We start from the raw sequence: 15,019 nt of genomic DNA on the forward strand, positions 1-15,019 counted from the left end.
TCGTTGGAAGTCTATTCAAAACTGGCAATCACTGATGCACAGCAGGAGTACAACGAGGTCATCAACAAATTTCCCATTTAATAACATCTACTTTGCGGGTGGTGTCAGCTTCGCTGGTACTACCCCAATTTCCATCAGCTCATTTAATTCAAGTACTTCTGCCGTTTTTTGTACAGTTTCCTTCTCTGTATGTAGTTTTACCTGTGCTTGATTAACCAGCCATAATGCCTCCGTCTTGTTCCCTCTTATGATAAGTGGCATAAGCTCTTTAATCAATTCCATACCAAATCCAGGCAAGAGCGCACGGATACATTGAAAATAGGCCTCGTGCTCCACGGTATAAATTCGGTATCCATTCTTCTCCCTTTCCACCTTAGGAACCAATCCCCAGGATTCATAATGTCTTAAGGCACTGGTGCTAATGTTCAATTTCTTGGCTATATCAATCCCTCTCATAAACAACTCCTATGCACAGCTTGTAATTTAGAATTAAACCTAATGACGGCTTTCAAGTATAGAATACCCTTACTTCAATAAAAAACATAACAAACCTTAGCATTTGCATCAATATTATATGATCTAAATGTAAGGTGAAATTCATCAAAATCCTAAGGAGTGAAGTTCAAAATGAAGCATACAATCGTACCCTATTTCATGGTGCTGAGTGCACCCCAATTTATTGATTTTACCAAGTCCGTCTTTCAGTCCGAGGTCGTGAAGGTTAACAAGCATGAAGAAACAGGAGGAATTATTCATGCAGAAATGAAAATCGGTGAGAGCCTCATTTACTTTGCCGATACTTCACATGATGGCAGCTGTGGTCCAGGCGTTTGCGGTGAGTTAAAGAATGACGGATTAATACCAATTCAAATGTATATCTATGTGGATAACGTAGCAGATACATACGAGAAAGCAATTGCAGCGGGTGCAACATCCGTCATGGAAGTGATGGAAGATGAAGATGGCGGCTGCATGGCAGGGTTTGTCGATCCATTTCAAAACTTATGGTGGCTTCAATCGAAAAAGTAAAGCAGTACTAGAGCCAAAACAAAAAGAGAAGTACCTGTCAAAGCAGGTACTTCTCTAGCCTTAATTCCCATGCAGCAAATATTATGCGTGAAATTTCATACCGTCATATACAGCTTCCACGTATCCAGCACGGATGACAAAATCACCAAAATGCTCTCCATCCTCACGCTCTTTAGCATATCTTGCGATGATCTCATCAAGCGACTCCAATATTTCTTTTTCCCCGATATTCTCTTTGTAGAGCTTATTGAGGCGTGAACCGTTAAATGCGCCGCCCAAATACATATTGTATTTACCAGGTGCTTTGCCGATGAAGGATAGCTCAGCCAGCATCGGGCGGGCACATCCGTTAGGGCAGCCTGTCATGCGGATTACAATCTCCTTCTCACGAAGTCCGTTACTTTCCAGAATATACTCGATTTTTTCCATAAGTGTAGGAAGGTAACGTTCGGATTCAGCCATCGCAAGTCCACATGTAGGAAGCGCAACACATGCCATGGAGTTTCTACGAAGCGCTGAATAATGAAGCCCATCCGTCAAGCCGTATTCAGCGATCAGCTTCTCAATCTTCTTCTTGCTCTTCGGTCCGACGTTCCCAATAATCAAGTTCTGATTCGCCGTGAGGCGGAAATCGCCTTTGTGAACCTTGGCAATTTCACGAAGACCTGTCATCAGCGGATAACCATCTAGATCGACAATTCGTCCGTTCTGGATAAACAGGGTGAAGTGCCATTTGCCATTGCTGCCTTCAACCCAGCCATAACGGTCACCATTATGATCGAAATGAAAAGGACGCGCAGGCTCCAAAGCATAACCAAGACGAGTGGTCAATTCATTCTTCAGCCAATCCAGACCCCGATCATCTACCGTATATTTGAAGCGTGCGTGCTTACGCACGGCACGATCACCGTAATCACGCTGAATCGTCACAATCTTCTCAGCTACATCTACCATCTGCTCTGGAGTACAGAAGCCGATTAACTTACCAACCTGCGGATATGTTTTGGTATCGCCATGCGACATCCCCATACCGCCGCCTGCGGTCACATTGAACCCTTTCAGCTTGCCATCCTCCACGATCGCGATATATCCGAGATCCTGGGAGAATACATCAACATCATTCGATGGAGGTACTGCAATACCGATCTTGAACTTACGCGGCAGATATACCGCACCATAGATAGGCTCCTGCTCGGCATCATTATCACGGCTGTCAATGATCTTCTCTTCATCAAGCCAGATCTCATGATACGCTCTTGTGCGGGGATCGAGATGATCACTAACCTTACTCGCCCATGCATACACTTCTTCATGCACTTCGGATTGGTAAGGATTTGGGTTGCACATCACGTTCCGGTTAACATCTCCGCATGCAGCAAGTGTGCTTAGCAGTGCATCGTTTACTTCGCGGATCGTGCTCTTCAGATTCCATTTCAGTACACCGTGAAGCTGGAAGGACTGACGTGTCGTCAGCCGGATTGTACCGTTTCCGTATTTATGAGAGATCCGATCCATCATCAGCCATTGATCCGGTGTCACCACACCTCCAGCTGCGCGTACACGCAGCATGAACTGGTAGGCTGGCTCCAGCTTCTGCTTGGCACGCTCGTTGCGAAGATCACGATCATCCTGCATGTAGCTGCCGTGATGCTTCATCAGACGATTATCGTCCTCTGGAATAGAACCTGTAATTGGATCTTTTAATGTTTCAACAAGACTACCTCTTAAATAATTGCTTCGACGCTTTATATCCTCCACATCGCTGTGGGGTGCATTTTGTGGCGGGTACAATTCATTTAGTGCCATGCTAGTATCTCCTTCCGGTATGAAAAGACTTCCTTAGTAAACATCGCGTTGATATCGTTTGTCCTGCTGTAATTGAATCAGATAATCTGTTGCCGCCTCCATCGTCAAGCCGCCTTCTTGTACGAGAATGGCTGCAAGTGTGGAATGCACATCGTGCGCCATCTTCTTCTCATCTCCACAGACGTAGATGTAAGCACCCTCCTGAAGCCACTCGTACAGCTCGCGGCTTCTCTCAAGCATCCGGTGCTGAACATATACCTTCTCGTCTGTATCTCTGGAGAAAGCGACATCCATCCGGGTCAGCACACCATCTGCCAGCCAGCGCTGCCATTCCACCTGATATAAAAAGTCGGTTGCAAAATGCTGATCACCATAGAACAGCCAGCTCTTGCCCCCGGCTCCCTGCTCTTCTCTCTCTCCAATGAATGCACGGAAAGGAGCAACACCCGTACCTGGTCCAATCATAATAATTGGTGCATCAGGGTTCGCTGGAAGCTTGAAGTTATCGTTATTCTGTATAAATACAGGGAGTTGATCTCCTGGTTCGATTCGTTCTGCCAGCTGCACGGAGCAGACACCGTAGCGATCCCGTCCGTTCGCTTGGTAACGTACTGTACGCACAGTCAGATGCACTTCATCAGGATATGCACTTGGACTGCTGGCAATGGAATAGAGGCGTGCCGGAATTTTACGAAGCAGCGTAACGAATTCTGATGCCGTTACACCACGTAGATCAAAGTCCTGGATCAAATCGAGCAGATCATGGTCATTGATATAATTGCGAAGCTCTTGTTCATTACCTGGCTCAAGCAGCTTTCTAAGCTGAGCATTCGAGGTCAGATTCACAATTTGCTCCAGCAGCGGCTTGGTCAGTACCGTAATTTCAAAATACTTCGTCAGTGCATCCTGTAAAGAGAGCGTGTCGCCTTTTTTGGATACCTGAATGATTTCTTCACCGTTCCACCCTGCTGCAGCAATGATCTCTTCTACGAGCAAAGGATGATTCTGAGGGATGATGCCGAGGCTGTCCCCAGGCTCATAACTTAGTCCAGATCCTTCTAAGGACAGCTCGATATGTCTGGTTTCACGATCGGACCCGCGTCCGTTCAAATTTAGATTCTCAAGCACCTCGGCTTGAAACGGGTTCGATCTGGTGAACTCTGATTCCGTACTGGTAGAGGCTGCAGCACCTACACTACTGACACTTACCGGAGTTAATGTACTTGCCGCATTCAGCTCAGACAGGACATTATTCATCCATTCGGCTGCTGACTCTTCAAAGTCAACATCGCAGTCCATTCTTGGCGTCAAACGAGTTCCGCCGAGCTCGGCCAGACGATTGTCAAAATCCTTGCCTGTTTGGCAGAAGAATTCGTAGGAAGTATCTCCAAGGGCCAGAACAGAGAATTTCAAGTCATCCAGCTTAGGTGCACGTTTACTGTGCAAAAATTCATGGAAAGCAATTGCACTGTCCGGCGGCTCTCCTTCTCCATGGGTGCTGACGACAATGAGCAGATTCTGAACCTTCTTCAGATTGTTTGGTTTGAAATCACTCATAGAGCTGGTTGTTACTTCAAACCCTTGCTCCTGAAGCTTCTTGCTGAATTTCTTTGCAATTCCGCTGCTGTTTCCCGTCTGAGAGCCGAACAGTACAGTTATCTCTTTGCTGATCGCAGGTGCAGGGACTGCAGGCTGACCAGCAGCGTTCACAGCCGGTGTTTCTAACGCAGATGTCGCAGCCACACCGCTTGCTTGAATCGCCGTTAAATAGCCGCTAAGCCATATACGCTGTGTCTCGGATAATGTGGGTAATAATCGATTTAATAGTTCCGTCTGTTCCTGAGTAAATGGGCTGTTAATCACTTGGAGTTCCAATAATATCCACCTCGGATGCTTTGATAATAATTCTCAGTAAGTTTATCAGAATTAATTTGTCTCTACTGAAACTATCACAGGACCAGAGAGTGGTCAATTAGATTGATCTTATGACATCTATCAGGTTTGCTGATAAAGGGTGTTTTTTTGTGAATAAGAGATAATTATGTAGAAATATTGTGATGAATAGAAAACTCTCCCTATCAAATAAGGAGAATTTCTTAGGAATGCTTTACTTTTTAGATTTTTCTTTCATCTTAATTACAACAGCCGTCAGCGGCTCAAGTGTAATTGAAGTTTTACTAAGTTCAAACCCGGATTTGTCAGAAACCGCCTTAACTCCAGCTTCATCCTGATCCACGACAACAGTTCCTTTCGTAAGATCTGTATCGAGGCTAAGCGTTCTTGGAGTTTGATCCGCATTAACAAAAACATAGTATGTCCCCGTGTTATCCGTTGACTTATTTTTGTAGGCGATGATCAGATCCTTGCTGTTCATCTCCGGTGCCGTAATTAGAGATACATTCTTATCTACGAGAGCTTCATCCCCTAGACGGAAGGCGTTGGTTGATTTCCTCAGTTGAATGAGTCCCTCCGTATACTCCCTTGTTACACTGTTAACCGGATATTTCTTACTGTCCAGTGCCTTATCCCAATCGAATTTGTTAATCGCATCTGAAGAGTCATAGGAATCGTGAATGAAATAGCCAAATACTTTACCGGTTTCATCTGACAGAGCGTGATATTTCTGCTCAGGCAACCCTTCACCATGCCACTGCTTCGTACGTCCGTATTCCTGCCCCGCGTGCAGAAATGCCGTTCCCTGAGAAGTCAGCACCATCAGATTTCCAAGCCTGATCCGCTGATGAATTTCGAGATCATTTGCCGGTATGGACGGATCTTTCTTGATCGATTGTGCAATAACATCATACAGCGGGAGATTATCATGAGCTTCAATATATTGAACCATATCTCCAGGATCGTCCGCTGGCGTGTTAGTCGGCTGGCCTTTGATATTGCTTATGATCAGGTTGATATCTCTTGCACCGCCGGTAAGGAATCTAGGCTCTCCTTCAGAACCGAATCCGGATTTTAATTCATTACGGATTTCATCGGAGAATACACCTACATCATTTGTCTCGTCCATCCAATCCTGGTCAGCACCTTGTCCGGCAAGTTCAGGATCTGCATTAGCTCCGCTGAACGTTCTCCAGCCCTCACCAATGAAGAGAGCATTCGGATTCAGCTTGGCCGCTGCATCATAAGCTTTTTGAATAGAACCGGAAGTCGCATCCCCCATCATATCGAAACGCATGCCGTCAATTTTATATTCATCAAACCAGTATTTGACGGAATCAACCATCAATTTCTCGGCCATGACATGATTCGTAGCCAGATTATTGCCGAAGCCGCCGACGTATGCACCATTACTGTCCTTCCAAGCATAGTAATTCGGAACGATATCATTCAGAAGATCAGCATTCGCCATGTGCGTATATACGACGTCGAGAATGACACCCATACCTGCATCATGAATAGCATCAATCATGTTCTTAAGCTCCTTGACTCGAAGCTCCGGATTTGTGGCATCCTCGGAATACGCCCCATCAGGAGAGAAGTAATTGTGAGGGTCATATCCCCAGTTATATTCGTTGCCTCCGGCAGAGTATTGCAGCTCCCTGTCGCCCATCTTCGTCTCATCCCCATAGTACCAGGCCATAACCGGGAGAAGCTGTACGTGAGTGACGCCTAGTGATTTCATATAATCCAATTTGTCTTCTAATGCACTATAGGTGCCCCATCTGGAGGTTAGGTCATCTTGAATAGAAGGATCGGAAGTATAATCCCGAACGTGCAGCTCCCATATAATCGCATCCTCTCTATTTTGATAACCGTCAATCTTGGCATAGTTATAACCCTTCGGATTTGTTTTACTGAGATCAATGATGGCTGCTTTGCCAACGACATCCCCGTCTTGACCCGCAGCGCCTGAAGTATCGACCTGGAAAGCTGCCATCGATTTCGCATAAGGATCCAGCACTTTTTGACTCTCGCCATTGTTTACAACCTCATATTGGTAAAAATAATTTTTAAGATCCTTCACGCCAAGCTCATCTGGTCGAACTACGGTCTTCCATACCCCTTGCTCTTGAAGGGTCAGCTCCTTGGATCCAATATGAACAGATGCATCCTTCTTATCGTAAACATTCAGTGTTACTGAGCTTGCAGTCGGCGCCCACAGCTTGAAGGTGACTTTTTTCTTACTGTATGTAGCACCGAGGTCGTTACCCTTATAAGCATACAATTCATCAATAACACGCCAATGAAGCTCTGCCTTAACCGTTATGCCTGCATACGTAATTGTAAGTGGAAGCTTGTTCAGATCAAAATCAGCTGTGATTACTACTGTATTTTTCTCGGTTACTTTGACTTCACTAGCTTCAACAACCGAGCCAGCCTGATCCTTAATGATCAATTCTTTGCTTACCGCATCCGGAGTAAGTCCTTCAGTTCGAGTAAATTTGAGCTCAATCTGGTCCTTGGATGTGACTGTAGCAGCTGTAACTCCTGTAGCCATCTCACCATAAGGTGAGACGTACACTTGATCATCACCTTCCCGGACCCATAATTGATCATAATGCTGAAGGAGGTTGAAGCTCTTATCTCCACCATCCTTTTCCTCACCATTATTACGATTCACAATAAGAAACCCGAGCTTCGTCGCATCCTCTTTTAGCTCAACATCAATATAAGCACCATATTTATCGGTCTGTTCGTTAGTAAATGGGAGCGCGCCCTGCGGCCAATCTGTTGAAGGCGCTTTCACATCTTCCCATAACCATAATCCATATCCATCATAGTCTTGATCTGCACGAGAATAATGGATTCGTACGACGTCATCAGCCAAGGGTACAGGTTCATACAGGAGAATCTCGTCTGATCCTTGTCCCAGCCACACCTCATTTATATTTGTTGAGCCCAGCTCTAGTATCTTATCTCCACCGCGCTTCTCCCCGGTCGTCCGATCTACGAGGAGAAAGCCAACTTTTTTAGCATCTGCTCTGAGCGGAATATCTACATAGGCTCCATAAGCATCCTGCTGTGCTGCTGTAAACGGAATTGCACCGCTTGGCCATTCGGCTGACGGAAGCTCTACATCCTCCCATACCCAAACACCCAGATTCTCTCCAGTCCCGTCATAATGAATTCTTAAAGTCTGCTCAGGTATCGACTGAATTGAATGATTCTCCTGAGCATCAGCAGGCACGATCCATATGCTTGTCAAGACCATAACTGCAACGATGAACACTGTTACTGCTGTACGCAAAGAACGATAATTGTGCATGAACATTCCTCCGATTCATATTGAAATGGAATACACCCAATTTGGTACCGTTTGCATAGATTGTCGAACCATATGGATCGTTGTTATTCTATCTTCTTCCTGCTCAAGAATAGCGTAAACATGCACCTCCGTTCTAATTAACGCAAACATTCTTCTAAATGTCTGCTTGTGGTTTTGTCCAGAAAAGGAATTCCTTGCTTTAAATCCAGTGAAACCGTTTGCATGATTATATTACCTTTGAGTCTTGATCATCGTCAACCACTTGTTCGCATTCTTCGCGATAAACAGTTCTTAAGAACGATATTTTTTTGATATAATCATCTGAAATGATTCTATTAACGAATGTAGAAACTTAAGGAGACAGGAAGCAATGCAGCCCTTTACCGCAGAAGTGATTCGAATCATTCAATCCATTCCAGAGGGAAAGGTAATGACCTACGGACAAGTTGCGGCTTTAGCCGGTAGTCCTCGCGCGGCAAGACAGGTTGTCCGGGTACTCCACTCAATGAGTGAGAAGCATGCCCTTCCCTGGCACCGAGTCGTAAATAAGTTCGGAGAGATAGCCATCCCTGAGGACGAGCAGCGATTGATCCAAGAGATGAAGCTCGAAGATGAAGGTGTAGAACTGGGACTTGACCGACGGATTGACCTATCCAAATATCAGGCCTAAAAAATCGAGAAAGAGGAGAATCCGGACCATTATCCGGAACTCCTCTTTTTCAATAGGACAAGTGTTCGTTCAAGAGCTTAGCGAATTCGAATGACAAATGTTTTCGTATTCACTGCACCTTGATCATCTGTGACGATGAGCTCCACCGTATAATTCCCGCCTTTGGTATAGGCATGTGTAGCGGTGACTCCACTACCCGTTGCTCCATCACCAAAATTCCATGTATAAGAAACAATGCTGCCATCCTCGTCGTATGAATTTGAAGCATCGAAAGTAACATCCCGGTTACGCTGCGCTGCGCTCGGAGATTGAATGATGGCGACAGGGGCTACATTCGGCGGAGCCGGCTCTTCCCCACTCTCTGTTACATATAGTTTACCAAGTGCTGCAACTTCTGTTTCGTTTCCTGCTGTATCCCATACTCTTACTACGATAACTCCGCCTTCGAGCCTCAACGATTCTGAGGTTGTATAGGTTCCTTCATAGTGTCCAGGTGAAGTCTCTGTGAGCGGAGCTTCGTTGAAGCTCGATAGGGCATTGCCTGGCAGTTCGACACGGAAGGATGCCGACAGACCAGGGCTGCTATCAAAGGATACATACACTGCATCTCCTGCTGCAATATGCAGGTCAGAGCTTGGTGTGAGATTCGTTATGACAGGTGCCGCCCAGTTTACTACAACTGTACGTGTAATAGTTGTTTCATTTCCTGCCAAATCCGTTGCTGTAACGGTAATGAGATTATCACCTGAATTGATTAGAAGACGATGCTCGAAGCTTCCATCCTCCGTAACTTCAGCTGCTTCACCATTCACTGTAACCGTATCAAGGTATTCATCATTCACTGTACCTCTCACGGTATAAGCTTCAGCGTTCGTCGTCTCTCCATCCTCTGGAGAGGTAACAACAAGCTCTGGTGCAGCTTGATCAAGAGTTACCGTAACTGGAGTAGAAGGGTCTGTTACTTCATCACCCACCAAGGCTTCAGCGACAAGAACGTTCTCGCCTGCATTCAGGTCGATCACTGCTACAAATTGCCCCTCTTCCACCGTCGCAGTTGCTGCTTCTTCTTCCCCATTATAAATCGTCACCGTTGATCCGTTGGCATTGGAAGTACCTGTAATTGTAATGGACTCCTCATTCGTATACGTATCTTCAGCCGGAGAAGTGATGATTGGCGCGCCAATGGCATACTGTACATGCGCACGGATCATGTAATTTCCTTCCTCTAGAGGGGAGGCAGTCCATGCGCCACTGATCCGCTGCCATGCCCGTTCAGCGACTGTACTGCTCTCATCGGTTGCTAGTCCCGGTGAATAAGGATTCGCTTCGGTCTGCTCGTATACAATGTAAAAGTCTCCTGTAACCGAGACCGGTTCCGGGAACTCTACCGTTGTCCATTCGTCATTTCTTAGAGCAGTACCGTCAAATGGACCTGCAAGCTCACGTCCAGGTGCTCCATCTGGTCCAGATGCATCATATACAGAATAACTGAAGGCTGTACCGCCTGGGCTCGGCCACTCTGTATTCCAGAAGAGGAAGGATGCTCCGGTTACTTGTACCGCTTCTGATTCAGGACTCATTTTAACAGCCCACGCATTCCCTGCCGCATTCCATGCACGAGCATTCTCCGCTGTTCCGTCATCATATTTGATCTCACCTGCATAGCCGATGAAGGGCTTCAGATCAAAGTCATGCGTGACAGTATCGTTCGCAGGAACGGTTACTTCTGCTGTTTCACTATAGTAATCTAATGCGGAGATGGACAAAGTATAAGTTCCTTCATATACCTGCAGAGTAAAGGCACCCGCTTCGTCAGTCCGAACAGGGGATACCTGTGCGTCTTCCATGACCATAACTACTGCATCTGCAATCGGCTCTCCCGTACGTTCATTTGTAACGATGCCTGTAATCGTGCCTTGTGGAATTTCTTCGAGCTGGAAGTTAACGTTACGTGTCTTGCCATCTTCAATGCTTACAGGCACTGTCTGTGGGTAATAGCCGTAAGACTCGACCTTCAAATTATAGTCACCAGCTACATGATTAAAGCTGTAACGGCCTGTATATGCATCCGTACGAACCGATCTGCCGGTTTCGACAACCGTTACTGTAGCGGAGACGGGAAGACTAAGCAGTCCGACTTCTCCATCCTTCGATACGGAATCACCTTGAGTCGTAATCGGCTGCTTGCTCACAAAGTCCATCAATACAGGTGCTTTCTGTATTGCTTTGGCTTTATTAGATTCAGTCTTTGTATCACTAGCTGTTGATTCTGGTGCAGAAACAGCCAGCACCCGTACATCATCTACGTACCATCCGGCTTTTTGTACACTGCTGTCCGTGGTTAATCTGAAGCGTACTTGAATTTCATTTCCTGCATAGCTTGACAGATCAATAAATACAGGTGACCACTGCTTACCTTCTGTTGCATGAGAGTAGTAGCCAATCTCTGTCCAGGTCGTACCGCCATCCGTGGTTACTTCCACGTAGGCATCATCATAGTTTCTTTCGATTTCGTACCAGTGATTGAAGGTCAGTGCAGCCGTATTCTGAGAAGTTAAGTCAATCACAGGCGATACCAGAGAGAAATTTGAGCTTGCCAGATAAGTTCCGTTCAGATCCGTGCCCCAAACATTCGGAGGACTGACCGCGGAAGCTGGACCCGGTGCAGCAGGAGCTCCCCGCTCCCATACATCATTCGTTCCCGCATGTGTCCATCCATTGTCATTATCACCATCGAACGAATCACTGAATAGGGTCTCCGGCACAGCAACATCCACAGCGACTTCATTGGAAGCGTCACTCTCGTTGCCGCTGTAATCTTTTGCTTTGACTACATAATAGAAGGTTGCTTCTCCTTCAATCGTAATACTGTCAACATAGGATGCTTCAGATGTCGTGCCAATCAGCTCATATCCCGTGTCGGATGTTGAAGAACGATAAACATGATATTCCTTCAGATCTTCATCAGCAGGAGCACTCCACTCTAGCGATACGTCACCAAGTATTGAAGGTGTTCCTGTCAGATCAGACGGAGCTGCTGGAGCCACTTCATCCGGAAGCTGCAGCGAGAAGTCGTCAATGTACCATCCTTCTCCTTGAACTGATCCATCCGAACTGAGGACAAAGGCCACATATACTTTTTGACCCGCATACGCGGTTAAATCTATATACTGGTTTACCCAATCTTCACTGCTTCCCGTAACCGTAAGCAGCTGTTCAAACTCATAGTCATTCTCTTCTGTCGCTAAGTACACACTTCCGAAATCACTGCCGTCTTCAAGGTCAAACCATTGCTTGAAGGACAACAGAGCACCTTCAGGTGCGTCAGCTAAATTAATGGGCGGTGCAATGAGAGCGGTGTTAGAATTCGGTGCATACGTACCCGACAAATTTGTCGCCATTACATGCTCCCCGGAATAGGCACTTCCAGGTCCGCTTTCAGGAGCTCCCCATACCCAAGGATTGTCAAGATCAGGCAAGAATCCAACATAATCCTGTTCAAAATTTTGGGAATAACCTGGTTCGATTCCTTCCAGTACGTCTACGGAGTGCACTTCCGTCTCATAACCGTTATTGCCATAGTCATTCACACGGATGTAATATTCAAGGCCTGGCTCCTCGATAAGTGCTGCAGGAATAACAGCTCGGTACGTACCATCAAGCGCATCTCCGGAAGTGAGTTCCGCTGGTATGTATACATAGCGGCTCATACCTTCTGTTCTTGCATAAACACTGACTTCAGTAACGGATATATTATCACTGGCTTCAATGGAGAATCCGGCATCCAGTCCGGCATAAACCGATTCCAGAACAGTGTAATCCAGCTCAGGTGCAGTCAGGTCATCACCGTCAATAGTCACTCGACCCGTTACAGAACCAACTCCTTGAAGGACTGAGCCGACCGCATCAAGTGCATTGACGATGCCGTGTCCATATCCGTTGTTAGGTGATTCTGGATAGGTGCTATCCGTTCTTTCTGTGGCAGTTTCTGTCAGAATATCCTCCAGATCATCGACAGTGAGAGAGCTGTTCGCTTGCAATAGCATGGCCGCAATGGCAGTCGTATGGGGCCCTGCCATCGATGTTCCATTCCAGCCCCCTTCATAACTGCCGCCTGGTACCGAGGAGCGAATGTTCACACCCGGAGCAGAGACTTCAGGTTTAATCTCATCATACGGAGAAGGACCCAAGAGGGAGAAGTCAGCCAAATTTCCATTGATGTCCGTTGCACCTGTAGCAAAGGATTCCGGATAGTTCGCCGGGTTGGCAACAGAACCAGGGCCTCCTGGATTCGTCAATGTAGTGTTACCCGCAGAGAATTCGGGGAATATCTGCGCATCACGCCATGCTTGTACGATAGGTCTGAACCATTCATCGATACCTGCTCCTCCACCCCATGAGTTGTTCACTACATCTGGAGCAAGCTCAGGATGAAGATTACCCTCTTCATCTACCGGTGCCAGCAGCCACTGAGCACCATCCAGAATGATGGCATCCGTTGTGCTCGGATTAAAGATTCGGACCGCCATCCATTTCGCGCCGGGTGCTACACCGATCATATTCGTGCCGTCTTCTTCAGCACCTACCATCGTCCCCATCGTATGCGTACCATGACCGTCCGTATCGGCTGGAAGTGAGGCACCGCTATGAGGATCGTACCAGCTTAGCTCTGGATCAACGACATTGCCGCTCGGATCCAAACCACGCCATTTGCTGGCAAGGGCAGGGTGTGTATAATCAACACCTGAGTCCAGATTCGCGACGACAATTCCGGAGCCGTCGATTCCTTGCTCCCACACTTCGGGTGCGTTGACTTGAGCGATGTTCCATTCAATGTTTGCCGGGTCATAATCTGAAGTTTCTATATTCTTGCTCTGATCCGCTGCTGAGGCAGCAGAATCGCTGTCCAGATCACTTGCCTTCGGAGTCGAAGCCTTCTTATCCACCGTAACTTCCTGCAGGAATCGTTCTTCATTCGGAAGAATCTTGTCTATGCCCGGCTGAAGGGCCAGCTCCTCCATCACCTCTTTGGTACTTGTAACCGCCAGCGAATTGACGATGAAATAGCTCTTGTATTCTTTAACTCCGCCAGCTTCCTTCTGTTCATCCAAATATTTTTGGATCGGTATTTGTGTACGCGATGCCGTTTCACGAAGTGTACTAACCACTGAGGTACGAGCTGAGAGCTTTGCAGCTGCAGGGGTTGCTTTTTGAGTGGAAGCCAGATCCATTGCTTTCTGAGAAGCAAGCGCAGTATCCGCTTGTTCCGACATTTTGACCAGATAGGTGACATATTTGTCTTCGTCAAACAGCTTATTTAGCTTAGAGTCTACTTTTGCAGTGATCAGTTCGGGAGCCGCAGTACGCAAATCGATCTTGTCAGAAACTGAGGTCGTCGGTGCAGCCATAGCCGGACTTACGATGGACACTGCCAGGAGGAAAGCCATGCTTAATGAGAAGGTTTTTTTCGTCTTTTTCGCTGTGACCAAGTCTAATACACTCCTTTGGGAATAGAGATAGAAACGTGTGAATTTCCTCCAAACAAATACACGACCAATCAAACAACGAGAAATTAGTAATCAGAATTTGATTGGGAGCACCACCTCCTTTAAGGGGTTAATAGAAGTGAATTCATAGACTTAAGCGTCTTCGATGGGAAAAAGAAGATTGATTTGAGTAGATTCAGGGGGCTAATCTATTTTGTATTACTGAGAGAGTTTAAAAATTCTTGGAGATTGATGAGATTCTCAGAGTTTGATGAGATGAGAGTTAACATTTTAGAGGAATTGTTAAATGAAAAGCTATTGCTTGTGAAGAGAGTATAAATCATAAAAAAAGACGGTTACAAGCATTTATTTAACATAATTTTACATTTGGTTCTTAATACTTATTTTACATAGGTCAATTAAGTATTAAGACGGATACGTCATATGACATGCATGTCGCATTTTTCGATAAAATTCTCATAAAAGGATAAAGAACCGCATTTATAGCGGTTCTTGAAGGAAAATGCGAATTGGGGCGTTGATATTACTACTAGGATAGAATAATAATGTCAATTTTGTGATAGATGCAGGACCGATTATCCAGCATTTATTTTTCAGTTGTGATTTAGGTTGTTTGGTCTATGAAAAATACATTTTGACGCACAGATCAGCGTGAATCAAAAACAAAATAGTACCATCTATGCTCGTGCAGCATTTCTTTTGTCCTGTTCGCCTGAATTCTTTCTATTTTATTTGTTGTTTATTAACAACTTCATAGGAATAAAATACTAATTGTTTCATTTTGGC

The 15,019-nt window shown here is 45.9% G+C and carries 7 protein-coding genes; 2 read left to right on the plus strand and 5 right to left on the minus strand.

Annotation, left to right across the window (positions count from 1 at the left end; genetic code table 11):
• Window positions 1-87: 87 nt before the first annotated feature.
• Window positions 88-456, minus strand: coding sequence for a MerR family DNA-binding transcriptional regulator (locus tag BK126_RS00010; protein WP_076310713.1), 369 nt, complete (start codon window positions 454-456; stop codon window positions 88-90).
• Between the two features lie 171 nt (window positions 457-627).
• On the opposite strand from BK126_RS00010, the gene BK126_RS00015 reads away from it, so the two are divergent.
• The gene (locus BK126_RS00015) at window positions 628-1,029 is read left to right on the plus strand and encodes a VOC family protein (protein WP_076310714.1); all 402 of its coding nucleotides are present in this window, start codon (window positions 628-630) and stop codon (window positions 1,027-1,029) included.
• Between the two features lie 81 nt (window positions 1,030-1,110).
• Here the strand turns inward: BK126_RS00015 and cysI are convergent, their stop codons facing one another.
• The 3 genes from cysI to BK126_RS00030 all read right to left on the minus strand — a co-directional run bounded on the left by cysI (window position 1,111) and on the right by BK126_RS00030 (window position 8,056).
• A complete protein-coding gene (cysI, locus tag BK126_RS00020; RefSeq protein ID WP_076310715.1) occupies window positions 1,111-2,835 on the minus strand; it encodes an assimilatory sulfite reductase (NADPH) hemoprotein subunit in 1,725 nt (574 codons plus the stop codon).
• Window positions 2,836-2,868: 33 nt separating this feature from the next.
• A complete protein-coding gene (locus tag BK126_RS00025; protein WP_076310716.1) occupies window positions 2,869-4,710 on the minus strand; it encodes an assimilatory sulfite reductase (NADPH) flavoprotein subunit in 1,842 nt (613 codons plus the stop codon).
• A 232-nt stretch (window positions 4,711-4,942) separates the two neighbouring features.
• Entirely contained in the window at window positions 4,943-8,056 is a 3,114-nt protein-coding gene (locus BK126_RS00030; protein WP_076310717.1) for a pullulanase, read from the minus strand.
• Between the two features lie 370 nt (window positions 8,057-8,426).
• Here BK126_RS00030 and BK126_RS00035 point away from each other — a divergent pair, with 370 nt between their 5' ends.
• On the plus strand, window positions 8,427-8,726 hold the full coding sequence (locus BK126_RS00035) for an MGMT family protein (protein ID WP_076310718.1): 300 nt from the start codon (window positions 8,427-8,429) through the stop codon (window positions 8,724-8,726).
• 77 nt (window positions 8,727-8,803) lie between these two features.
• Here the strand turns inward: BK126_RS00035 and BK126_RS00040 are convergent, their stop codons facing one another.
• Complete coding sequence (locus BK126_RS00040) at window positions 8,804-14,215, minus strand: S8 family serine peptidase (protein ID WP_076310719.1); 5,412 nt, start codon at window positions 14,213-14,215, stop codon at window positions 8,804-8,806.
• Between the last annotated feature and the right edge of the window lie 804 nt (window positions 14,216-15,019).

Origin of the sequence: Paenibacillus sp. FSL H7-0326 (assembly GCF_001955535.1) — a bacterium.
In the GTDB taxonomy this organism is placed as follows: Bacteria; Bacillota; Bacilli; order Paenibacillales; family Paenibacillaceae; genus Paenibacillus; species Paenibacillus shunpengii.